The following is a 24,440-nucleotide window of genomic DNA, read 5'->3' on the forward strand; positions in this document are numbered from 1 at the left end:
TGGAACATATGAGTGCACTGGTGTGCGGTAAATGGCTGGATCCGCACGGTAGCAGCAGCGGCGGACGTGCCCCAGGGGGTCGGACGGGGGATCAGAGGCGGTGGGCGGCGCCCGCCGGGGTCGCGCCCCGGGTGTCGAGCAGGAGTTGGGCCTTCACGGCCAGACCCTGGAGGTCGTAGGTGCGGTGCTGCTGGAGCAGGATCGTCAGATCGGCGTCGGCGGCCGCTTCGTAGAGGCTGTCCGCGCGCGGGACGGGATGGCCGAGAACGTTCCAGTGGGCCACGTACGGGTCGTGGTAGCTGACGGCGGCGCCGAGCTGCATGAGACGGACCGCGATCTCCTGGGCGGGGGCGCCCTGCTGGTCGGCGACGTCCGGCTTGTACGTGATGCCGAGCAGCAGCACGCGTGCGCCGCGGGCGGACTTGCCGTGTTCGTTGAGCAGGGTCGCGGCGCGCTGGATGACGTAGCCCGGCATGCGGTCGTTGACCTGCTGGGCGAGTTCGACCATGCGCAGGGGGCGGGCTCCGTGGGCCGGGCCCGGCACCTCCAGGGGTGCGCCGTGGCCGCCGACGCCGGGGCCCGGGCGGAAGGCCTGGAAGCCGAACGGCTTGGTCTCGGCGCAGCGGATGACGTCCCAGAGGTCGATGCCGAGGTCGTGGCAGAGCACGGCCATCTCGTTGACCAACGCCATGTTCACGTGGCGGTAGTTGGTCTCCAGGAGGTGCACGGTTTCGGCCTCCCGCGGCCCACGCGCGCGTACGACCTTGTCGGTGAGGCGGCCGTAGAAGGCGGCCGCGGACTCGGTGCAGGCGGGGGTGAGGCCGCCGATGACCTTGGGGGTGGCGGCGTAGCCGTGGGTGCGGCTGCCGGGGTCGAGGCGGCCGGGGGAGTAGGCGAGGTGGAAGTCGCGTCCGGCGCGCAGGCCCGAGCCCTCTTCGAGGAGGGGGCGGAGGAATTCCTCCGTGGTTCCCGGGTAGGCGGGCGATTCGAGGATGACCGTGGTGTGCGGGCGCAGGCGTGCGGCCAGGGCGCGGGCGGCCTCGGCCACCGGGCCGAGGTCGAGCGTGCGGTCGGCCGCCTGTGGCGTGGGCGCGCAGATGACGGCGGTGCGGACCCGGCCGAGCTCGGCCGGGTCGGTCGTCGGGCGGAAGCCGCCCGCGAGCATGCGGCGGACGTCGGCGGCGGTGAGGGTGCCCTCCGCGCCGTCGCCGGGAAGGCGGCCGCTCGCGAGCTCGGGTGCGCGGGCGGGGTCGTAGCCGATGGTGGCGATGCCGCTGTGGGCGGCGGCCTGGGCCAGGGGCAGGCCGAGGTGGCCGAGGCCGATGACGGCGAGGTCTGCTGGCATGGCGGTGAGCCGTCCTTCCCAATAGCCGGAGCGGGACGAGGGCGCAAGCCCTGTGGACAAGATGGGGCAGCGCAATGTCAGACTAGGAGTAAATATGACCGATTTGCGGCATTGGACTCCGCCCGTCGCCGGAGTGTTGTCCACAGGCGGTGGCTGAACTCGGCGAGCGCGACAAGAATCTGGGCATGATGTGAGCGCGACCACATCCGACGACCACGGGAGGCAGCGGTGAGGACAGCGACTCTGGGGCCGGCGGAGCGTGCCGAGTCACTCGCGGGCATGGCCGAGCGCGAGCTGGACGTTCTCGTCGTGGGCGGCGGCGTGGTGGGCGCGGGCACCGCGCTCGACGCCGTGACGCGCGGCCTGACCACGGGCATCGTCGAGGCCAGGGACTGGGCGTCGGGCACGTCGAGCCGGTCGAGCAAGCTCATCCACGGCGGCCTGCGCTATCTGGAGATGCTGGACTTCGCGCTGGTCAGAGAGGCCCTGAAGGAGCGCGGTCTGCTTCTGGAGCGGCTGGCCCCGCACCTGGTGAAGCCGGTGCCGTTCCTGTATCCCCTGCAGCACCAGGGCTGGGAGCGGCTCTACGCCGGATCGGGCGTCGCGCTGTACGACGCGATGTCGATGGCGCGCGGCCACGGCCGGGGCCTGCCCATGCACCGCCACCTGACCCGTCGTCACGCCCTGCGCGTGGCCCCCTGCCTGAAGCGGGACGCCCTCGTCGGGGCCCTCCAGTACTACGACGCGCAGATGGACGACGCCCGCTATGTGGCCACCCTCGTGCGCACCGCCGCGGCCTATGGCGCCCGGGCCGCCAACCGCGCGCGGGTGACCGGCTTCCTCCGCGAGGGCGAGCGGGTCGTCGGCGCCCGCGTCCAGGACGTCGAGGCGGGCGGGGAGTACGAGATCCGCGCCAAGCAGATCGTCAACGCCACCGGGGTGTGGACCGACGACACCCAGGCGATGGTCGGCGAGCGCGGCCAGTTCCACGTCCGGGCGTCCAAGGGCATCCATTTGGTCGTACCGAAGGACCGGATCAATTCGACGTCGGGTCTGATCCTGCGCACGGAGAAGAGCGTCCTGTTCGTCATCCCCTGGGGCAGGCACTGGATCGTCGGCACCACCGACACGGACTGGGACCTGGACAAGGCCCACCCGGCGGCCTCCAGCGCGGACATCGACTACCTCCTGGAGCATGTGAACTCGGTCCTCGCGGTCCCCCTCTCCCGCGACGACGTCCAGGGGGTGTACGCGGGCCTGCGCCCGCTGCTCGCCGGGGAGTCGGACGCCACGAGCAAGCTCTCCCGGGAGCACACGGTCGCGCACCCCGCGCCCGGCCTTGTCGTGGTGGCGGGCGGCAAGTACACGACGTACCGCGTCATGGCCAAGGACGCCGTGGACGAGGCGGTGCACGGCCTGGACCAGCGCGTCGCGGAGTGCGTCACCGAGGACATCCCCCTGGTCGGAGCCGAGGGTTACCGCGCGCTGTGGAACGCCCGCGCGGGCATCGCCGCGCGCACCGGCCTGCACGTGGTGCGCGTCGAGCACCTGTTGAACCGCTACGGCTCGCTGGCCGAAGAGGTCATCGAGCTGATCGAGGGCGACGCCTCACTCGGCGCCCCGCTGCACGCCGCCGAGGACTATCTGCGCGCAGAAGTCGTCTACGCGGCCTCGCACGAGGGCGCCCGGCACCTGGACGACGTGCTGACCCGCCGCACCCGCATCTCCATCGAGACCTTCGACCGCGGCACGCGCAGCGCCCGCGAGTGCGCCGAGCTGATGGCGCCCGTCCTCGGCTGGGACAAGGACCAAGTCGAGCGCGAGGTCCAGCACTACGAGAAGCGGGTGGAGGCCGAGCGCGAGTCCCAGCGCCAGCCGGACGACCTGACGGCGGACGCGGCCCGCCTCGGGGCGCCGGACATCGTGCCCCTCTAGAGGCCGGGCCCGGGGTTGTCAAGGAAGGACACGCCAGAGATCGGGCGGTTTGACCGGAGCGGGGTGCCAAGGAGGGTATGACCAGGGGGGTTTGGGGTGGTGCGCAGGGGTTCGCGAGGCGACGAAGTCCACCATGTGGGACATCCGACCCGCGGCGTTGACCGGTCCTCGGGTGAGGGACAATGAAGGCTCTGTCAGGGCGGGTTGTGCGGGTAGTTGAGGGGACGCATGTCGGAGGCGGAGCAGACGGGCGGGGCCCGTCAGGATCAGAGCGCGCGTCTCCTCGCGGGCCGGTACCGGCTCGGTGACGTGCTCGGCCGGGGCGGCATGGGCACGGTCTGGCGGGCGAAGGACGAGACGCTGGGCCGCACGGTCGCGGTGAAGGAGCTGCGCTTCCCTTCCAGCATCGACGACGAGGAGAAGCGGCGCCTCATCACCCGCACCCTCCGCGAGGCCAAGGCGATCGCCCGGATCCGCAACACCGGCGCGGTGACGGTCTATGACGTGGTCGACGAGGACGACCGGCCGTGGATCGTGATGGAACTGGTCGAGGGCAAGTCCCTCGCCGAGGCCGTCCGCGAGGACGGGCTGCTCACGCCGCGGCGCGCGGCCGAGGTCGGGCTCGCCGTGCTCGACGTGCTGCGCTCCGCGCACCGCGAGGGCATCCTGCACCGCGACGTGAAGCCGTCCAACGTCCTCATCGCCGAGGACGGCCGGGTGGTCCTCACCGACTTCGGCATCGCCCAGGTCGAGGGCGACCCGTCCATCACCTCGACGGGCATGCTCGTCGGCGCTCCCTCGTACATCTCGCCGGAGCGGGCGCGCGGCCACAAGCCCGGCCCCGCGGCCGACATGTGGTCGCTCGGCGGCTTGATCTACGCGGCCGTGGAGGGCGTGCCGCCGTACGACAAGGGCTCGGCCATCGCCACGCTCACCGCCGTCATGACCGAGGCGGTCGACCCCCCGGAGAACGCCGGTCCGTTGCTGGAGAAGGTCATCTACGGCCTCCTCGCCAAGGACCCCGAGCAGCGGCTCGACGACGCGAGCGCGCGGGCCCTGCTCCAGGAAGTGATCAACTCCCCGGACGGCGCGGCGGACAGGCTCCCCGAGGATCCGGCGGACGCCACGAAGGTCGTGCCCCTGCCGCCGGTGCCTCCGGTGCCCGCGCAGGGACCCGGGACCTCCGGCGGCCGTAAGGGCGAGGAGGCGGCGGAGCGGCTGAAGGGCGCGTTCCGCTCGGTGCGCAAGAAGGCGGCCGCGGCGGCGACGTCCCGGGGCGCTGGAGCCGCGGCGGCCGGTGGCGCCACGGCACTCGGCGGTTCCGCCACGGCCCGGGGCACGGGTGGCGGCGCGCCCGCGACGGGTTCCCCGGCCGGGGCCCCGGCGCCCGGAGCCGTGGATGGGGCGGTCGCTTCGGGGAACCGTACGACAGCCACGAGCGCTGGCACCGGCTCCGGTGTTCCGGCGCGGCCCACGACCGGCCCGGCGGCGACGCGCGTCACCGCGACGGGTTCCGGCGCGAGCACGGCCACAGGCCTCGGCGCTGGTTCCGGTGTCGGCGCCGGGGTGAACTCCACCGCCGCAGGGGGCGGTTCCCCGCACGGCGCCCGTGTGCCCGCCCAGCCCGGGACGCCGCCCGGCACACCGCCCAGACCGCCCGCCAGGGCGCCGCTCACGGACGTGGTGCCCCGGCGCACCCTGGTGATCATCGCGGTGGTCGTCGTGCTCGCCGTGCTCGGCACGGTGCTCGCCTTCGCGCTCAACGGCGACGAGGGCGACAAGGGCGGCAAGGGCACCGGCACCTCCGCCTCCAGCGGCGCGAGCGCGGGCGGCGAGGGCAAGGGCAAGGGCAAGGACACCGACGACGGGAAGTCCGACGGGTCCGGCACCGGCAAGGACGACGGCGCCAAGGGCGACCAGGGCGAGGGCCAGGGCTCCGGCAAGGACGACGGCGCCGGTCAGGGCGCGCCCATCGGCGGGGACGGCAAGGAGAAGGACAAGGGCAAGGGCGACGGCGCCGAGACGACGCACAAGCACCCGCAGGGCTTCTCGATCGGCCTGCCCAAGGGCTGGACGTTCAAGGGCACGGACCGCGCGGGCGCCCGCTTCACGGGGCCGGACGACCAGCGGCTGCTCGTCGGCTGGACCACCACGCCCAAGGACAACCCGGTGGCCGACTGGAAGAACCAGGAGTCGGGCATGCGCCGGGCGGCATACAAGCGGATCCGAATAGAGAAGGTGGACTTCCGCGGCTGGCTCACGGCCGACTGGGAGTTCACCTACGTCGACGGCGGCACCAAGTACCGCTCGGTCGACCGCGGCTTCGTGGTCAACGGCGGTCTCGGCTACGGACTGATGTACACGTCGAAGGCCGATCGCTGGGACGATGACCAGCGCCGGGACACCTGGCGGACGTTCACGCGCACGTTCGAGCCCAAGAAGTGACCCAGGGATGACCCAGGAGTGGTCCGGGGAGCGATCCAAGGAGCGGTCCGAGGAGCGGGCCGGGCGGCGACCGGGGAGGTGGCCCCGCGGATGATCCGCGAGCGGGCCCCGAGAAGAGCCGGAACCGGTGGTTGACGATCCGGTGAGATCTGGCATCCCGTCAATACGGTCCGGCCTGGAGACGTATCGTGAGTGCTTGCGGAGGGTAAGCAAGCGCAACGAGCCGTAAAACGAACGGAATTGACCACCGGGCGGTTGGGGGAGGCATCGTGGACGACTATGCGGGACGGGTGCTCGCCGACCGCTACCGCCTGCCGCTGCCGCCGGCCGATGAGTACGAGTTCGCCGAGACCCGCGCCTTCGACACCTACAGCGGTCAGGAAGTCCTGGTCAGGCAGGTCCCCCTGCCGGAGGTCGTCGAGGCGGAAGTGGTCGGCGACGAGGGCTACGGCGACGGCGACCTGAGTGACGTCCTGCCCGGCGGACTGCCCGAGGGCTTCAGGAGCGCGGGCTCCGGCGCGCGGACCCCCAGGCGCCCCGGCGCACGGGCCACGCGCAGGCCCAGCGACCCCGCGGTGCGCCGGGCCATAGAGGCCGCGCAGGCCGCCGCGCGCATCCCCGACCATCCGCGTCTGGACCAGGTCTTCGACGTGTTCGCGGAGGACGGCTCGCTGTGGATAGTCAGTGAACTGGTGGCGGCCCGGCCGCTCGCGGCGCTGCTCGCCGACAAACCGCTGAACCCGTTCCGGGCGGCGGAGGTCGCCGCCGACGTCGTGACCGCGCTGCGCGTGCTGCACGCGCACGGCTGGGTCCACCGGAACATCACCGCGCGCACGGTGCTCGTCTGCGACGACGGGCGCGTGCTCCTCACGGGGCTCGCGGCGGGCGCGGCGGAGGAGGCCCTGTGCGGGTACGACCCGCGGCCCGAGGGCGAGGACTTCTCCGGCTTCACGGAGCCCGCGGGCTCCCTCGCGGCCGGAGCGGGCGGCGCGGCCGGAGAGGCACGTGAGGCCCGCGGCCCGGAGGCGGCCCCGGAGCCCGCGTACGAGCCCGATCCGCCGTACGAGTCCGACTCGCCGCACGAGCCCGATCCGCCGTATGAGCCCTATGCGTCCGACGCGTATGCCCCTGACGCGTACGAGCCGGGTGCCGCGTACGAGACCGACCCCGCCCCCGAGCCGGACGCCCGGCCCGAGCCCGACTACGCATCCGACCTGCGGGCGGCGCGCGCCGGTGCGATCGCCGCGTACCGCGCGGGCGCGGCCCGGGCGGCGGCCCAGGTCAGCGAGGCCGAGACCGGCAGCGCCACCGGCCGGATCGCGGATCCGTACGGAGTGCGCGGCGGCCGGGAGACCCACGGCGGCGCGCCGGAGAGCTGGAACGGCGGCGCACGCAAGCAGTGGCACGGCGCCGTGCCCCGGACCGGTGTGCCCGCGCAGGGCGACGCCCTGGCCCCGAGCCTGGCCAAGCGGTCGGCGCCGCCGCAGCGGCAAACACCGCAGGACGACGACGCGTACGACAGGTACGACACGCGGGACACCTACGGCGGACACGGCGGGCACGGCGGGCACGACACGTACCGCACCGCGGCCGAGGAGGACCAGGAGGCCGCCGAGTACGAGGGCTCCGAGCCGGACGGCCATGCCCTCAGCGGCCGTTGGGGCGACCCCGCGGCCGAGCGGCGTCCCCGGCGCGGCCCCGCCACCGCGCTCGCCGCCGAGCGGGCCCGGCACGCGCGGATGACGGTCGTGGGCGCGGTCACCGAGCGCTGGGCCCCCGAGCAGGCCGGTCCCGTGCACGAGAACTGGCAGCTCGCCGCGCCCATCGGCCCCGCCACCGACCTGTGGGCGCTCGGCGCGCTGCTCTTCCGTGCCGTCCAGGGCCACGCGCCCTACCCGGAGGAGAGCACGGCCGAGCTGGTGCAGATGGTGTGCGCGGAGCCGCCCGCGTTCGCCGAGGAGTGCGGGCCGCTGCGGCCGGTCGTGGAGTCGCTGCTGCGTCAGGACCCGACCGAGCGCATCGACTTCGAGGAGCTGAGCGGCTGGCTGCGCTCCCTGGTGCGGTCGGCGCCGGAGCCGGACGCGGGCACGCACGTGGTCCCGGCACCGCCGTACGACGGCGGCAGGCTGCCCGTCGTACGCCGCCGGGGCGAGGTCGTGCGCAAGCGGCGCCCGCCCGCGCCGGTCGCCACCGGCCACGGCCGCCACAAGCGCGGCCGGGAGCACACCCGGGACACCAAGCCGGTGCGGGCGCCCCGCCCGGAGCGGGAGCCGCGCCCCGCGCAGGGGCCGCGTTCCCTCGGCCGGGTGCTGCTCCTGGTGATCCTCGCGGGGCTCGTGGCGGCGGTCACGTACGCGATGCTGTTCATGCCCAAGGCCGATGAGAACGAGGGCGCGGGGCGCACGGGCAACGCGGGCGAGTCCAGCACCGCCCCGGACGACCGCCCCGCGGGCAACGGCAAGCCGGGCCGGGGCGGCGACACCGACGACAAGGGCGAGGGCCAGGACGACAAGCCGGGGAAGACGCCCGACGACGAGAAGACCTCCGGCGCGCAGGAGCCGCAGACCACCGCGCCCGACCTGGCGCCCGGCTTCGCGCTGCGCAAGGACACGGAGGGCTTCCGCGTCGCCGTGGCCAGCGGCTGGCAGCGCCAGGCGATGAACGGCCGGGAGCAAGTGCTCTACACCCACGGCAAGTTCGAGCTCCTCGTCGTCCCGGGCCGGGACAGCACCGGGGACTACGGCACGGACCCGATGAAGTACCAGAAGGAGGACGAGCGCGAGCTCCAGCCGTTCCGGGACTCCTCCTGGGCCACGTCCAGCGGGATGCGCCGGGTCGACGTGGGCGGCCGCGCCATGGCGGAGGGCCAGTTCACCTGGCAGGGTTCGGACGGCACGGAGGTCTTCGTGCGCAATCTGGCGCTGATCGTGGACGGCAAGTACCACGTGGTGCAGGTGCGCGGCCCGGAGGCCGAACGGGACGAGGTGGACCGGCTGTACGAGCAGGCGTCGAAGTCGTACCAGGCCACTGGGTGACGTTCTCCGGAACCAGCGGGCCGGAGGGCCGGAGGACCGGAGGGCGCCGGACCACACCGGGAGCGCTCCGGACCGCACCGCATCGGGAGCGCTCCGGACCGCACCGCATCGGGAGCGGGCGGAACCGAACCGCCCCAGCCGTCGTCATCGTCGGCACCGGGAACAACTGGAAGTGGCCCCTCCGTACGCGGGGGTAATGCGGGGATTCGCGGTGGAACGGCGAAGAACCGGAGCCGCATCCGTCACAGTGCGGCTTCCGGCCACCCCCTCCCGTTCCCTGCCTCCCCGCGCCTCCTTACCCTTGGCTCTGTCAGAACCTGGGCCCTGTCAAGACCAACTGCGGGGGAACGTGAATCAGATGCAGGGCCTGCTCCTCGCCGGCCGCTACCGGCTCGGTGAGTCCATCGGCAGCGGTGGCATGGGGCGGGTGTGGCGCGCGCGGGACGAGGTGCTGCACCGGGCCGTCGCCGTCAAGGAGCTGACGGCCGCCCAGTGGGTGCAGGAGGCCGACCGCGCGGTCCTGCTGACGCGCACCCAGACGGAGGCGCGGGCCCAGGCGCAGATCAACCACTCCGCCGTCGTCACCGTCCACGACGTGCTCGAGTACGACGACCGGCCGTGGATCGTGATGGAGCTCGTCGAGGGCTGCTCGCTCGCCGACGCGGTCAAGGAGCGGGGCCGCGTCGAGGCGCGCGAGGTCGCCCGCATCGGCCTGTGGGTGCTGCGCGCCCTGCGGGCCGCGCACACCGCCGGGGTCCTGCACCGCGACATCAAGCCGGGCAACGTCCTGCTGTCGAACGACGGCCGGGTGCTGCTCACCGACTTCGGCATCGCGGCGATCGAGGGCGACAAGACCATCACGCGCACCGGCGAAGTGGTGGGGTCCGTCGACTATCTGGCGCCCGAGCGGGTCAGCGGCGCCAACCCCGGCCCCGCGGCCGACTTGTGGGCGCTCGGCGCCACGCTGTACACGGCGGTGGAGGGCACCTCGCCGTTCCGCCGCACCTCGCCGCTCGGCACCATGCAGGCCGTGGTGACGGAGGAGCCCGCGGCGGCCGCGCACGCCGGACCCCTCGGCCCCGTCATCGCCGCGCTGCTGCGCAAGGACCCGACCGCGCGGCCGAGCGCGGACGAGGCGGAGCAGATGCTCGCCGAGGCCGCGGAGGGACGCAGGCCCAGCACCGCGACGGCGTACGTTCCGACGCGGACCAACGAGCTGCCGCCGCCCGTGACCCGGCCCGTGACCCAGCCCGCGACCGCGCCGCAGACGGCCCCCGTGCCCCCCACGCCCCCCGCGGCGCCCGGCGGGGGCCGCTGGGTCAGACGGCTCGCGCTGGTCGCCGCGGCGGCGCTGCTCGGCGGCGGCGCGGTGTTCGGGTACCTGCAGTTCGGCGGTGACAACGGCGACCGCGCCCGCGCCGAGGCCAGCGAGGGCAAGGAGAGCAAGAACAGCAAGGACGGCGAGGGCGGTGACCGGGTCGTCGGCGGCATCCCCGCCGACTGGGTGCGGGTGCGCGACGCCGAGGGCTTCAGCCTGATGCTGCCCAAGGGCTGGTCGCGGCGCGTGGACGGCAACCAGATCGACTACACGCCGGACAACGGCCGCCACTTCGTGCGCATCGCCATCGACCGCAGCCCGGACTTCGACAGCCCCTACGCCCACCAGGTCGACCTGGAGCGACAGCTCAAGCTGCCGGACTACGAGCGCCTGCACCTGAACTCCAACAACTTCCGCGACCACCCCGGCGCGCTGTGGGAGTTCCGCTGGACGGCGGGTTCGAGCGACACCACCAAGGGCCCCCGGCACGCCATCGAGCAGGGTTACGTCAACGGGGACGGCGTCGAGTACATGATCTACATGTCGGGTCCCGAGGCGAGCTGGGACGCGACGCGGGAGCAGTTCGACGCGGTGCTGCGCGGCTGGCGCGACTGACCCCGCGCGGGCGGCCTGAACTGGCCGGTCTCCGGCCCCACCTGCGGTGGTCCGGATCGATGGCCACACCTCTGGGGCATGATGGCCGCATGGGGAGCCTGGGTGACAGCACCCGTGTGATCGCCGGTCGTTACCGCATCGAAGCGCGGCTCGGCCGGGGCGGCATGGGTGTCGTGTGGCGGGCCAGTGACCAGCTCCTCGGCCGCCGGGTCGCCGTCAAGGAGCTCGCGGTCGACGAGACCCTCTCCGACGAGGAGGCCGCCCGGCAGCGCGAGCGCACCCTGCACGAGGCGCGCGCGGTGGCGCGGCTCAGCCATCCGCACATCGTGGTCGTGCACGACGTGGTGGTCCAGGACGGCCACGCGTACCTCGTCATGGAGTACGTCGACGGCGTGTCGCTCGCGCGGCGCATCGCCCGCTCGGGGCCGCTCGCCCCGCACGCGGCGGCCCGGGTCGGCCTCGATCTGCTCGGCGCGCTGCGCACCGCGCACGCCGCCGGGATCCTGCACCGCGACCTGAAGCCCGCGAACGTGCTCATCGAGGAGAACACCGGCCGCGTCGTCCTCACGGACTTTGGAATCGCGCAGGTCAGCGGGGCTACGACGCTGACCGAGAGCGGGTCGTTCGTCGGCTCCCCGGAGTACACCGCGCCCGAGCGGATGTCCGGCGAGCGGACCGGGCCCGCCTCCGACCTGTGGTCGCTCGGGGCGCTGCTCGTCGCGGCGGTCAGCGGCGAGTCGCCGTTCCGCCGCGACTCGATCGGCGGGGTGCTGCACGCCGTCGTCTTCGACGAGATACGCCCGCCGCCCGCCGCGGCGCCGCTCGCTCCCGTCGTCCTCGGGCTGCTCGAACGCGACCCGGAGCGACGGCTCGACGCGGCCTCGGCGGAACGGCTGCTGCGGACGTACGTGGTGACCGGCACGATGCCGAGGCTCGACGGGGACCGGTCGGGCCCGGGCCTGCTGCCCGCCGCGTTATGGCCGGGGCGTCATCCGTCCACCCCACGTGACCTGCCCCGGTACCAACGGACCCGGGCCGCGGTGCTGCTGCCGCTCCCGGCGGACCCCTACGAGCCCGGACCGGCCACCCGGCAGCGGCGGCTGAACCGGCGGCAGGGCCGCACCATGCTCATCGCCGCCGTCCTGGTCGCCGCCGTGGCGGGCGGCGCGGTCTCGGCCGCCGCGCTCCTGCTCGGCCGCGACGGCGAAGGGGAGGGGGGAAATCCGGCCACGTCGGCCACGCGGGAGCAGCCCGGCACCGCGGCCACCGGAGCTCCCCGGCCCACGGCCACCTCCACGGTCACCAAGACGCCGGACTCCGTGCGGCCCTCCACGCCCGACGCCCCGCGCGGCTACCGCCTGGCGAAGGACCCGCGCGGCTTCACGCTCGCCGTGCCCACGGGCTACCGGCGCACCACGGACGGGCCGCGCACCTACTACACCTCCCCGGACGGCGCCTTCCGCGTCGGCATCAAGGCCGCCGCCCCGGTGCCCGGCGGCCCGCCCGCGGCCCAGCGCCGCGCGCACGCGGCGGGCCCCGAGCGCAGCCCCGGATACCGCGACGGGCAGGTCACCGAGACCACCCGCAACGGCCGCCCCGCCGCGCTGTGGCAGTACACCCGGCGAGGACCGCTCCGCACCTACGACCTGTGCTGGGAGGAGGGCGGGCGGATGTACGACGTGTGGGTGTCGGCTCCGCTGCCCGAATCCGGGCGGGGGCGGCGGTACTTCGACACCGCGGTCGACACGTTCGTACGCCGCTGACGGACCGTCGTACGCGGGTCCGTACGGGGTGGCTCCCGTGCGCCCAGGGCCTGGTGGGGGCGTGAGTTCCCGGTCCGTGCATCACCCCGGTCACAAGTGGGGACCCCGGCTGGAATCAGACACGCCGGGCAAGGTAGTCATGGGTCCATGAGTAACGACGGGGGAGCCTCCTACGGGCCGCACGACACCACCAGCTACGGGTTGCAGCCGCCGCGCCCTCCAGAGCAGGGCGGGACGCCGTACCCCCATCCGTACGCGGAGCCGACGCGGGCCGTCCCCGGCCAGCAGGCACCGTCCGCTGCGCAGGCCCCGTCGGCTCCGCGGACACCGCCCGACCCGCAGGCGCAGGCCACCCGTTCCGACCCGGGCACGGGCCGTCTCGTGGGCGGCCGCTACCGGCTGCTCTCCAAGCTCGGGCACGGCGGCATGGGCACGGTCTGGCGCGCCAAGGACGAGACCGTCGACCGCGAGGTGGCCGTCAAGGAGCCGCGCCTGCCCGACCACCTGCCCGACCGCGAGCGCGCCAACGCCTTCGAGCGGATGCGCCGCGAGGCCCGTGCCGCCGCCCGCCTCGACCACCCGGCGGTCGTGAACGTCCACGACGTCGTCGTCGAGGACGACCAGCCGTGGATCGTCATGGAGTTCGTACGGGGGCGCTCGCTCGGCGCCGCACTGCGCGAGGGCACCCTCGGCGCGCGCGAGGCGGCGCGCGTCGGCCTCGAAGTGCTCGGCGCCCTGGAGGCGGCGCACGCGGCGGGCATCCTGCACCGCGACGTGAAGCCGGACAACGTGCTGCTCGGCGACCACGACCGCGTCGTCCTCACCGACTTCGGCATCGCCCAGATCGAGGGCGAGACGAATCTGACGGACACCGGCGGCTTCGTCGGCTCGCCCGAGTTCATCGCCCCCGAGCGCGTCCTCGGCCAGCGTCCCGGACCGGCGTCCGACCTGTGGTCGCTCGGCGTCGTCCTGTACGCGGCGACGGAGGGCGTGTCGCCGTTCCGCCGCAGCAACACGCCCGCGACCCTGCAGTCCGTCCTGAACGCCACGCCCGCGGCGCCCGCCTCCGCGCAGGGGCCGCTCGCCGACGCCATCAACGGCCTGCTGCACAAGGACCCCGCGCACCGCCCGAACGCGGGGCGGGTGCGGGCGCTCCTGGAGGAGGCCGTGCGGCCGCCGCAGCCCCCGCCGACGCAGGTGGTCACGGTCGCGGGCGTCCCGGCCGCGCCGCGCGGCAAGGGCGTCTTCCTCGGCCGCAAGGCACTCGTGGTGATCGGCGCCGCGGTGGCCGCGGTGGTGGTGGCGGGCGTGCTCGTCGCGGTGAATCCGTTCGGCGACGGCTCGTCGGACGCCGGACCGTGGGAGGAGCACGCCGAGAAGAACCTCGGCGCCACCGTCTCGGCGCCCAAGGGGTACGACAGATGGGTGCCCGGCGACGACGCGGCACCGAAGGAGCACTGGGTCTCGTTCCGGGACTCCAGCGGTCAGATCTCGGTGACGCTGACCCTCGACAAGAAGTCCGAGGACGACCTCAACTACATCGCGGGCACCTCCATGGCCGAGGCGTACGAGGACATGAAGGACCTGGACCAGGGCAGTTCGGTACTCGGCTCGTCGCTGAGCCCGGACGAGCTGCGGCCGGGCAAGAAGACCACGCAGAGCGAGTACAAGGGCAGCCAGTCCGCGGAGAACCTCATTCCGTACACGAACAAGGAGAGCGAGACGGAGTACCCGCGCGAGGCCACGATCTTCTACTACCGGACCAAGTCCGGGGACATGTACAAGCTGTGGATCGACTACCCGGCCAAGAGCGACTTCACCGAGCGCGGCCGTGAGGTGGCGCGGAAGGCCATCGAGGACCTGGAGATCAGCAAGCCTTGATGGGGTGTTGCACGCGGGCAAGGGCGTGACCGGCGTCGACTAACGCGCTGATCAGCGGCTTTGCTGCCAGCAGGCACTGGCGCGGTGTGGGGCGGTCGCCGGGCCCGCGTGCGAGACCCGTGAAAGCTCGTTACCCATGGGTACCCAAAGCGTCCGCCCAGGCATACGCTCACCGTCATGACGGACTCGCAGGCCCCCGCGGCACCCCTCGGTACGAACCCGATCGCCCAGGCCCCCCGCGGCGCCCGCACCGCCGCCGACGTGGTCACGCCCGAACTGGTCGCCCAGCTCACCCGCGATGTGCTCGGCTCGGGCCGCACGGCCAACCACACGCCGTTCACCGGCGAGCGGCTGGCCGAGCTGCCCGAGTCCACGCCCGAGGACGTCGCCACCGCCTTCGAGCGCGCCCGTACCGCGCAGATCGCCTGGGCGCGCACGCCCGTGCGCCGGCGCGCCGCGGTGCTCCTGCGCTTCCACGACCTGCTGCTCCAGCGCCAGGGCGAGGCGCTCGACCTGATCCAGCTGGAGACCGGCAAGGCGCGGCTGCACGCGCACGAGGAGATCCAGGCCGTCGTCGTCGCGGCCCGCCACTACGGCCGCCGCGCGCCCGCCTATCTGAACCCCAAGCGCCACACGGGTGTCGTACCGGCCCTGACGAAGGTCACCGAGCTGCGCCAGCCGCGCGGCGTCGTCGGCCAGATCGCACCCTGGAACTACCCCCTTGAGCTGTCCATCGGCGACGCCCTGCCCGCGCTCGTCGCGGGCAACGCCCTTGTCATGAAGCCGGACACGGAGACCGCGCTGACCGCCCTGTGGGCCCGGGACCTGATCATCGAGGCGGGGCTGCCCGCCGAGGCGTTCCAGGTCGTGCTCGGCGACGGCCCCGTCGTGGGCCCCGAACTCGTCAAGCACGCCGACTACGTCTCCTTCACCGGCTCGACGCGCACCGGGCGCGAGGTCGCCACGGGCGCCGCCGCCCGGCTCGTCGGCGTCTCCCTCGAACTCGGCGGCAAGAACGCCATGCTGGTCCTGCACGACGCCGACGTCGACAAGGCCGCCGCGGGCGCGGTCCGTGCCTGCTTCTCGTCCGCGGGCCAACTGTGCATCTCCATCGAGCGGTTGTACGTCCACGAGTCGATCGCGGACGCCTTCGTCGAGCGATTCGCCGCGCGCACCAGGGCGATGCGGCTCGGGCGCTCGCTCGCGTACGGCGCCGAGATGGGCTCGCTGGTCGGCGAGCGGCAGCTGGAGACCACCCGGCGGCACGTCGACGAGGCCGTCGCCAAGGGAGCCACCCTCGTCGCGGGCGGTACGGCCCGGCCGGACATAGGCCCGTACTTCTACGAGCCCACCATCCTCGACGGCGTCGAGGCGCCGATGGCCGTGTGCACGGAGGAGACCTTCGGCCCGGTCGTCTCGATCTACCGCTTCACCGACGAGAACGAGGCGGTGGAGCTCGCCAACGCGACGCCCTACGGCCTGAACTCCTCGGTGTGGACGAAGGACGGCAAGCGCGGCCGCGCCGTCGCCGCCCGCCTGCGCACCGGCACGGTCAACGTCAACGAGGGCTTCGCGCCCGCCTACGGCAGCGTGCAGTCGCCGATGGGCGGCATGAAGGACTCGGGCCTCGGCCGCCGTCACGGCTCCGAGGGCATCCTCAAGTACACCGAGGCACAGACCGTGGCCCACCAGCGCCTCATCCCGCTCGCACCGTCCTTCGGCATGGACGACGAGAAGTACGCGGCGTTCATGACGACGAGCCTGAAGGTGATGAAGGCGCTGCGCCTGCGCTAGGCACGCCCCGAAAGGGGCGCGGGGAACTGCGCGACCAGCCACGTACGGCCCGCAGGCGCGATACAGCACGTCCAGCGAAGCGCGAGGAGACCCAATGCCACAGGAGAACTCTGTCCGCAGCGAGGGCAGGAAGGACAGCGACGCCAGCGATGCCAGTGACGCCAGCGACTACGACGTCATCGTCGTAGGATCCGGCTTCGGCGGATCCGTGACCGCGCTGCGCCTCACGGAGAAGGGCTATCGCGTAGGCGTACTGGAAGCGGGCCGCCGCTTCACGCGCGCCACACTGCCCAGGAACTCCTGGGACCTGAAGAACTACCTCTGGGCTCCCGCACTCGGCCTGTACGGCATCCAGCGCATCCATCTGCTCGGCAACGTGATGGTCCTGGCGGGCGCGGGCGTGGGCGGCGGGTCGCTGAACTACGCGAACACGCTCTACGTGCCGCCTGCGGCGTTCTTCGACGATCCGCAGTGGAAGGACATCACGGACTGGCAGGACGAGCTGCGTCCGTACTACGAGCAGGCCAAGCGCATGCTCGGCGTGCGGCTCAATCCAACGACGACTCCTTCCGACGTCCATCTCAAGGCGGCCGCCGAGACCATGGGGGTGGGCGACAGCTTCCACATGGCACCGGTCGGTGTCTTCTTCGGTGACGGACGGGACGCCACCGGTGAGTCAACGGCCGGGCCCGGCGGGGAAGTTCCCGACCCGTACTTCGGCGGCGTGGGCCCCGCGCGCCGGGCCTGCACCGAGTGCGGCGAGTGCATGACGGGCTGCCGCCACGGCGCGAAGAACACGCTCACCGAGAACTACCTGTACCTCGCCGAGAAGGCCGGGGCGGTCATCCACCCGATGACGACCGTAGTCACCCTCACCGAGGACTCGCGCGGCGGCTACGCGGTGGCCACGCTGCCCACCGACAACAAGCGCAAGGGCAAGGGCCACACGTTCCGGGCCCGCCACGTCGTCCTGGCCGCGGGCACCTACGGCACGCAGACGCTGCTGCACCGCATGAAGGACAGCCATCTGCTGCCGCGCGTATCCCGGCGCCTCGGCGAGCTGACGCGCACCAACTCGGAGGCCCTGGTGGGCGCGCAGACCTCCGACCGGCGCTACCGCAAGCGCCACGGGGGTGCCCCGGGCGGCCGGGCCGACTTCAGCCGGGGCGTGGCCATCACCTCGTCCATCCACCCGAACGGCACCACCCACATCGAGCCCGTCCGCTACGGCAAGAAGTCCAACGCCATGGGCAGCCTGACCCTGCTCCAAGTGCCGTACACCGCCAAGGGCGGCAAGGCGCGGGTCGCGGGCTGGCTCGCCAACTCCGCCCGGCACCCAGTGCTCACGCTGCGCTCCCTGTCGAACCGCCGCTGGTCGGAGCGGACCATCATCGGCCTGGTCATGCAGACCCTGGACAACTCGCTCACCACGTACCGCAAGGAGAAGGGCCTGGGCAAGGGCCTGCTGACGGCCCGGCAGGGCCACGGCGCGCCCAACCCGGACCAGATCCCGGAGGCCACGCGCGCGGCGACCCTCATCGCCCAGGAGATCAACGGCTTCCCGGGCTCGAACGTCGGCGAGCTGATGGGCACCCCGCTCACCGCGCACTTCCTGGGCGGCTGCCCGATCGGCGACTCTCCGGAGACGGGCGTCATCGACCCCTACCACCGGCTGTACGGGCACCCGGGGATCTCCGTGGTCGACGGCTCGGCGGTGTCCGCGAACCTCGGCGTGAATCCGTCGCTGACGATCACCGCGCAGGCGGAGCGCGCCATGTCGTTCTGGCCGAACAAGGGCGGCACCGATCCGCGTCCCGCGCAGGGCGCAACGTACGCGCGTCTCGCACCGGTCGAGCCGAAGTCCCCGGCGGTCCCGGCGGACGCGTTCGGGGCGCTGCGGCTGCCGTTCCTCGGGGTGCCGGTGGTGCCGCCGAAGGGCGGATCCGGGGCGCCCTAGGGGCGGCCGGGTTTCCAGGGGCTCCGTACAGCCACTTCGGGGCTCCGTACAGCGAAAGGACCTGCACCCCCCTCCGAGTGCAGGTCCTTCGCGTCTTTCGGTGGTCTCGTGATCACACGCGCGCGTGGAGCGCGCTATGCGGCGTCCGAGTTACCACGTCGGCGCACCACGAACACGGCGCCCGCGCCCGCGACGACGGCGATGCCGCCGACGATGCCGATGGTCGGCAGCGCGGAGCTCGATCCGGTCTCGGCGAGGCTGCCACTGGGCGTCGGGGTCGTCGTGACGGTGGTGTGCTTGATGGGCTTGACGCCGCCCTGCGGCTTGGGGGCGGGGCGCGGGGCGGGCCGGTCCGGCAGCTCGATGGCCTCGCCCGGGTAGTCGATGTCGCTGCCCGGCTTCAGGACCGTGAACTCGAAGAAGTCGAACGAGCTGTGCGTGCACTCGAGCTCGGCGTCCGTGTAGCCGCCGAGGCCGAGCGCGTAGCCCGGGCCCGCCGGGGCCTTGGCGCTGATGTCGAGGCGCAGCTTGAGCTCGATCTTCTCGTGGGCGCCGAGCGTGGTCTTCCCGAAGTAGCTGCCGTCCGAGACCTCGTCGATGATCGACTTCCAGCCACCGGCCGTCGGGTCGAGGTACTGGATGCGCGCGTACGTGCTCAGCCAGTTCCGCTCGTGCTCGCTGTTGGAGAAGTTGTCCACGGCCGCGAGCCAGTTGACCTCGCCGAGCTCGTCGTCGCTGGGGTTGGCGGCGGTCAGCGTGAACGTGTGCCAGCCGCTGCCCGCGGCGATCTCGCGGGGCAGGCCTTGGAGGCTCAGTTCGAGGCGGCTATCGAGGTCGTCGCCGGTCTCGTCGTCGACCTCGCAGGGCTCCGGCGTGGGGTCCTTCTCGTGGTCCTTGCCCGGGGACGGGGGCTTGTCGCCCTCTTCGCCGCCGGGCTTGGTGGCGTCGTCACCGGGCTTTTCGCCGGGCTCCTCGCCGGGCTTTTCGCCAGGCTTGTCACCGGGCTTTTCGCCGGCGCCCGGCTTCTCGCCGGGCTTCTGGGCGTCGCCGGGCTTGCCGCCGGGCTCACCGGGCTTGGCACCCGGCTCATCCGGCCCGGCGCCGTCGTCGCCGGGTCCGCCGGGCTTCTCCGTCGGCTCCTGCGTGCCCGGTGTGGGAGTGCCGGAGGTCTCCGGGGTCTCGCTCACGCTCGTGCCCGGCGTCGCGGCATCGCCCTCGGTCGCGAGCGCGGCCGGAGCCGAGAGCAGCGCGAGCGGGGCGAGTGCGGCAGTCGCCGCCGCGGCGGCCAGGGCACGGCGAAGCTTCATGAAGACCTCGGTGAGTCCGGCGTGCCGCGCGTCCCGCGTGGCACGAAGCTGGGGCCTCCGCGCCGGGGCACGGAAGTGGCCGTAGTTACGCATGCATGACTTGTGTTTCCTGTGAATGGTTGCATCTGAACTCACGGAAACTTTATGTGCTTTGGGTCACATCCCTGGAGGATGTGAAGAGCTTGGGCTTGTGCGGTCCTTACGGGGTGTCGTAGAACTTCCCCCGTTTGCAAGCGAGATGGAACCCGCCGCCCGGCAGCGGGCGGGGGAGGGGGGGCACAGTGTCCGTACAGTCGCCGCGTGAGCCCGATGACGAGGCGCCCGTACCCGACGAGGTGTGGGCGAGGTTCGCGGAGGACAGCGAGCGGGAGATCCGTGCCTCGGCGCCCAAGGAGCCGTCGGCGCGGGCGCGCATGGTGGCCGAGCGGCTGCGCAAGCTGGACGCCGAGGCTGCCCGGCAGCAGGCCGAGGGCACGGTGGGGCGCAAGCGCCGCAAGCGCAAGGAGGCGGCCGCGGAGCCCTGGCGCCCGGACGACTGGCGGTCCGCGCCCGTGGGGCCGCGCCGCGGAGGCGGCGGTTCCGGACGGTGGCGCCAGGCCCGCAGCGTGGTGATCGTCGTGGGCTTCATGATCCTGGCGATCCTGCTCCTGAGCCCGTACCGGTTCTGGCCCTGGCTGGGCTGACCGTTTGCAATTCGATGCCGATCCGTGGAACCGTCCGCGGCGATCTTCGGTCGTAGAAGGGGTGCGGGTGACTCCGCACGCAGGGCTCCGAGGCGACGGGCAGGGCTCCGCGGGGACGAGACGGGCCCGCGGGGACGGGACGGCTCCCGCGAGGGCGAGCAAGGGTGAAAGTGGGGGAACGTGAAGTCAGCTGTGTCGCGTGTGGTGGTGGCCGCCTCGGTCGTGGCGACGCTGGGCCTGACCGCGGCGTGCGGCGGCGGTGACGGCGGCGGCCGCGGCGGGGACAAGTCGTCGACGGAGCAGGCGAAGCCGAAGGGGTCGGGCGGCGGCGGGTCGGGCGGGACCGGCGCGGCTGACGGGAGCGGCTCGTCGAGCGGTGCGTCGGGCGGCTCCTCGAACGGTGCGGCGGACGGCTCCTCGGGCGGGGGCGGCGCACCGGCGAAGCTGACGGCCGCCTCCCTGGCCAAGGGCGACGTGCGCGGCCACGACGTGACGCCCCGCAAGCCGAACAAGCTGGAGGCCGCGTGGGCCGGCGCACCGGCCTCCCCGGCCGTCTGCGCCCCGCTGGCGGCCCTCATGACGTCCGCCACGCCGCCCGGGGCGAAGGGGCACGTCGGCCGCACGGTCAGCGCCAAGAGCACCCGCGACATGTCGACGACGGACATCGAGCTGTACGCGTACGACGACGAGGACGCGGCCGAGCGGGCCCTCGCGGATCTGCGCGCGGCGGCCAAGGCCGAGAAGTGTGCCGCCTTCCGCACCGGCGACCTGCGCTACTCGGGCGTCAAGGCGCTGACCGCGCCGGACAAGGGCGACGAGGCCGTCGGCTACCGCCTCGGCGGCCGTCAGAGCGAGTTCGTGAAGCGCTGGACGGTCACCGTCGTGCGCAAGGGAACCACCCTCGTGTCCTTCGCCGCGTCGAGCCTGTACGACCCCCAGAGCGTGGCGCGTGATGACGAGAGCCGGGAGGACGGCGGGTCCGACCAGTCGACGGCGGACAGGGCGGACGCCCAGCCGAAGGTTCCGGCGGCGGTCATGGACGCGCAGCTGGCCAAGGTGAAGTAGCGGACGCGGGCGGCGCCACCGGGGGAGCCCCGGCGACGCCGCCCACCGCACGAGCGAAGGGCCCCGCGGGACGGATCCGCGGGGCCCTTGGCTGTCAGCACCGACGTCAGGGCAGCGTCGGTGCTTCGGAGCGGCGCCGGGGGGAGTACGCCGCTGGTTCGTGTGCCGGTGGCCGACCCGGCGCGCAAGGGGCGCACAGCTGGTTTAGACCAATGGCAATAAAGTTCTACAAGGAGCGGTTGCCCGCTCGCCTTCTACGCATCGTGGAGGATGGCCAGTTCTCTGCGCAACCGTTTCGACTACATCCACTTGTGCCCTAGGGGAACACCCGGGCGGAAGGCCTGGAGGCCGGTCGGCTCCGGGCGTCCCCGGAGCCGACCGTTCCCTGGGTGACCGGGCTGCTGTCCCCTGCCGTCCGGTCACATCTCTGGGGCGAGGTCCCACGGCGTACGAATGATCCGTACGCCTCATCGCCCCAGTGGAGGAGCCACGCGTGGTTCTTTCGGGCCGCCCGCCCCTGGCTGGCACGGACACCGGGACCAACGAAGCCCGTCGGGAACCGGTCACGCGCCGTACGGGTGAGAAGGCGTCCGAACTCAGGTCCGTGGCGCAGTGGTTCCGCGTGCGCATGTGCCCGTGCCGGGCGGCCCTTGCGGTGCGCTGCGGCTGCCCCGCGGGGCCGGGTGGCCTCAGACGCGCCCGCGGCACAGCTCCAGGAGCGTCATCGCGAGCGCGGTGCCGGGCTTGCCGAGCGCGTCCCGGTAGTGGGCGAGGACCTCCATCTCGCGCGAGAGGTTCACGCGCCGCCCGCCCGAACTGATGCGGGCCTCCTGGATCACCGCGGAGACCGCCATCCGCTCCTGGACCAGACCAATGATCCGGTCATCGAGCGCGTCGATCCGCTCACGGGCACCGCCGATCAGCTCGGCTGCTTCGGGCGTACGGGCACCCGTCCGCTCGGCGGGGGTGGTGGGCTGCTGCGTGGTGGCGGTCATGGTGGGGCTCCTCGCTGGAATCGTCTGGCGGCGGTGCCCCGGGGACAAGGACCCGGAAACGACAGGACGCCCCGGGCCTTTCGGCCCGGGGCGCCCGGTAAGTCGCTTGTCAGGAGATCAAGCAGCTCGACCATGGCAGCCGGCGGGCCGGTTGCCATAGGTAAAGAGGAAGCCGAGGTGCTTGTTCACGGAGCCAGTATGCCCCCAGGCGTGCGCGGCGGGTCAAACCGGGTGTGAGCTGGCTCGCATACTGAGACGCGTGCTCGGCCAGGGCGCTCCTGCTCCCCTGCGGGCGACTGGTCCGCTCAGGGGCCCCGCCCAGGGGGCGGAACGGGCGGGCGCAGGGCGGACCGCCGCAGCGCCCGCTCTTCGCCCTCGCCCCGGCCGCGGCGCACCGCGGCCCGGCTTCCCGCGGGCCCCGTACGGGCGTGGAGCCGGTCCCGGAGCGGTGTGGGACGGGCCGCGGAGCGGGGCCGGGGGCGGCTGCCGAGGGGCCCTGCCGCCGAGGCCGCGGGCCCGGCGTCCGTCGGATACGACGAAGGCGTCACGGCCGGGCCCGTTAGAATCGACAAAACAACCCCAGCTCCAACCGCGCGCGCACCCCTCGTGCACCCTTCCGCTCACGAACCTCCTGCGCACGCTCAACGCCGGAAGGCCGCCGCCGTGTCCTCAGCGACTCCCGCTGCCGCCGCTCCCGACACCGTTCTGGTCGTCGACTTCGGAGCGCAGTACGCCCAGCTCATCGCCCGCCGCGTCCGCGAAGCCCGGGTCTACAGCGAGATCGTGCCGAGCACCATGCCGGTCTCCGAGATGCTCGCCAAGAACCCCGCGGCGATCATCCTCTCCGGCGGCCCGTCTTCGGTGTACGCGGAGGAGGCCCCGTCGGTCGACCGCGCCCTGTTCGAGGCGGGCGTCCCCGTCTTCGGCATGTGCTACGGCTTCCAGCTGATGGCCACCACCCTCGGCGGCACCGTCGACAACACCGGTGCCCGTGAGTACGGCCGCACCCCGCTCAGCGTCTCCAAGCCCGGCTCGACCCTCTTCGAGGGCACCCCGGCCGACCAGTCCGTGTGGATGTCGCACGGCGACGCGTGCAGCGCCGCCCCCGAGGGCTTCGCCGTCACCGCCTCCACGGACGTCGTCCCCGTCGCCGCCTTCGAGAACGACGAGAAGAAGCTCTACGGCGTCCAGTACCACCCCGAGGTCATGCACTCCACGCACGGCCAGCAGGTCCTGGAGCACTTCCTCTACCGCGGCGCGGGCCTGAAGCCGAGCTGGACCACCGGCAGTGTCATCGACGAGCAGGTCGCCGCCATCCGCGCCCAGGTCGGCACCAAGCGCGCCATCTGCGGCCTGTCCGGCGGCGTCGACTCCGCCGTGGCCGCCGCCCTGGTGCAGAAGGCCATCGGCTCCCAGCTGACCTGCGTGTACGTCGACCACGGCCTGATGCGCAAGGGCGAGACCGAGCAGGTCGAGAAGGACTTCGTGGCCGCCACCGGCGTGCAGCTGAAGGTCGTCGACGCCCAGGAGCGCTTCCTCACCGCCCTCGCCGGCGTCTCCGACCCGGAGACCAAGCGCAAGATCATCGGTCGTGAGTTCATCCGCGTCTTCGAGCAGGCGCAGGCCGACATCATCGCCGAGGGCGCCGCCGACGGCGAAGAGGTCGCCTTCCTCGTCCAGGGCACGCTCTACCCGGACATCGTCGAGTCCGGCGGCGGCACCGGCACCGCCAACATCAAGTCCCACCACAACGTGGGCGGCCTCCCCGAGGACCTGGAGTTCGAGCTCGTCGAGCCGCTGCGCCAGCTCTTCAAGGACGAGGTGCGCATGGTCGGCCAGGAGCTCGGCCTGCCCGACGAGATCGTCCAGCGCCAGCCCTTCCCGGGCCCCGGCCTCGGCATCCGCATCGTCGGCGAGGTCACCAAGGACCGCCTCGACCTGCTGCGCGAGGCCGACGCCATCGCCCGCGAGGAGCTCACCGCCGCCGGTCTCGACCGCGAGATCTGGCAGTGCCCCGTGGTGCTCCTCGCCGACGTCCGCTCCGTGGGCGTCCAGGGCGACGGCCGCACCTACGGCCACCCGATCGTGCTGCGCCCCGTCTCCTCCGAGGACGCGATGACGGCCGACTGGTCCCGTCTGCCCTACGACGTGCTGGCCCGCATCTCGACCCGCATCACGAACGAGGTCGCCGACGTCAACCGCGTCGTCCTCGACGTGACCAGCAAGCCGCCGGGCACCATCGAGTGGGAGTGACCCGACCGTCGGGGCCCCGCCCCACGGCCGGTCCGGGCCGCACGGCCCG

General features: G+C 73.1%; 14 protein-coding genes. 11 read left to right on the top strand and 3 right to left on the bottom strand.

What is annotated here, in order from left to right; genetic code table 11:
* Nucleotides 1-91: 91 nt before the first annotated feature.
* Nucleotides 92-1,345 (bottom strand): nucleotide sugar dehydrogenase, encoded by a 1,254-nt coding sequence (locus tag MQV74_RS24945; RefSeq protein ID WP_242721251.1) that lies wholly within the window; start codon nucleotides 1,343-1,345, stop codon nucleotides 92-94.
* A 228-nt stretch (nucleotides 1,346-1,573) separates the two neighbouring features.
* Here MQV74_RS24945 and MQV74_RS24950 point away from each other — a divergent pair, with 228 nt between their 5' ends.
* The 8 genes from MQV74_RS24950 (at nucleotide 1,574) to MQV74_RS24985 (ending at nucleotide 18,088) form a co-directional block, all read left to right on the top strand.
* Entirely contained in the window at nucleotides 1,574-3,280 is a 1,707-nt protein-coding gene (locus tag MQV74_RS24950; protein WP_242721254.1) for a glycerol-3-phosphate dehydrogenase/oxidase, read from the top strand.
* A gap of 228 nt (nucleotides 3,281-3,508) precedes the next feature.
* Entirely contained in the window at nucleotides 3,509-5,725 is a 2,217-nt protein-coding gene (locus MQV74_RS24955) for a serine/threonine-protein kinase (RefSeq protein WP_242721258.1), read from the top strand.
* A gap of 269 nt (nucleotides 5,726-5,994) precedes the next feature.
* Nucleotides 5,995-8,760, top strand: a complete 2,766-nt coding sequence (locus MQV74_RS24960) for a protein kinase (RefSeq protein WP_242721261.1) — start codon at nucleotides 5,995-5,997, stop codon at nucleotides 8,758-8,760.
* 358 nt (nucleotides 8,761-9,118) lie between these two features.
* On the top strand, nucleotides 9,119-10,693 hold the full coding sequence (locus tag MQV74_RS24965; protein ID WP_242729098.1) for a serine/threonine-protein kinase: 1,575 nt from the start codon (nucleotides 9,119-9,121) through the stop codon (nucleotides 10,691-10,693).
* An 89-nt stretch (nucleotides 10,694-10,782) separates the two neighbouring features.
* Entirely contained in the window at nucleotides 10,783-12,456 is a 1,674-nt protein-coding gene (locus tag MQV74_RS24970; protein WP_242721264.1) for a serine/threonine-protein kinase, read from the top strand.
* Nucleotides 12,457-12,603: 147 nt separating this feature from the next.
* On the top strand, nucleotides 12,604-14,337 hold the full coding sequence (locus MQV74_RS24975; protein WP_242721267.1) for a serine/threonine-protein kinase: 1,734 nt from the start codon (nucleotides 12,604-12,606) through the stop codon (nucleotides 14,335-14,337).
* A 177-nt stretch (nucleotides 14,338-14,514) separates the two neighbouring features.
* Nucleotides 14,515-16,131 carry a succinic semialdehyde dehydrogenase gene (locus MQV74_RS24980; protein ID WP_242721270.1) on the top strand — a complete coding sequence of 539 codons (1,617 nt, stop codon included), beginning with the start codon at nucleotides 14,515-14,517 and terminating at the stop codon, nucleotides 16,129-16,131.
* A gap of 94 nt (nucleotides 16,132-16,225) precedes the next feature.
* Entirely contained in the window at nucleotides 16,226-18,088 is a 1,863-nt protein-coding gene (locus MQV74_RS24985; RefSeq protein ID WP_242721273.1) for a GMC family oxidoreductase N-terminal domain-containing protein, read from the top strand.
* Between the two features lie 134 nt (nucleotides 18,089-18,222).
* Here MQV74_RS24985 and MQV74_RS24990 read toward each other — a convergent pair whose 3' ends face one another.
* Nucleotides 18,223-19,395, bottom strand: coding sequence for an LAETG motif-containing sortase-dependent surface protein (locus tag MQV74_RS24990; protein ID WP_242721277.1), 1,173 nt, complete (start codon nucleotides 19,393-19,395; stop codon nucleotides 18,223-18,225).
* A gap of 281 nt (nucleotides 19,396-19,676) precedes the next feature.
* On the opposite strand from MQV74_RS24990, the gene MQV74_RS24995 reads away from it, so the two are divergent.
* Together MQV74_RS24995 and MQV74_RS25000 are read left to right on the top strand one after the other, a co-directional pair.
* Nucleotides 19,677-20,078 carry a hypothetical protein gene (locus tag MQV74_RS24995; RefSeq protein ID WP_242721281.1) on the top strand — a complete coding sequence of 134 codons (402 nt, stop codon included), beginning with the start codon at nucleotides 19,677-19,679 and terminating at the stop codon, nucleotides 20,076-20,078.
* A 180-nt stretch (nucleotides 20,079-20,258) separates the two neighbouring features.
* Entirely contained in the window at nucleotides 20,259-21,143 is an 885-nt protein-coding gene (locus MQV74_RS25000) for a hypothetical protein (protein ID WP_242721284.1), read from the top strand.
* A 689-nt stretch (nucleotides 21,144-21,832) separates the two neighbouring features.
* Here MQV74_RS25000 and MQV74_RS25005 read toward each other — a convergent pair.
* Nucleotides 21,833-22,138, bottom strand: a complete 306-nt coding sequence (locus MQV74_RS25005; protein ID WP_242721287.1) for a chorismate mutase — start codon at nucleotides 22,136-22,138, stop codon at nucleotides 21,833-21,835.
* 663 nt (nucleotides 22,139-22,801) lie between these two features.
* Between MQV74_RS25005 and guaA the strand changes: the two genes are divergently transcribed.
* Nucleotides 22,802-24,391, top strand: a complete 1,590-nt coding sequence (guaA, locus tag MQV74_RS25010; protein WP_242721290.1) for a glutamine-hydrolyzing GMP synthase — start codon at nucleotides 22,802-22,804, stop codon at nucleotides 24,389-24,391.
* Nucleotides 24,392-24,440: the final 49 nt, after the last annotated feature.

The sequence above is a fragment of the Streptomyces sp. AN091965 genome (assembly GCF_022698285.1).
Taxonomy (GTDB): domain Bacteria; phylum Actinomycetota; class Actinomycetes; order Streptomycetales; family Streptomycetaceae; genus Streptomyces.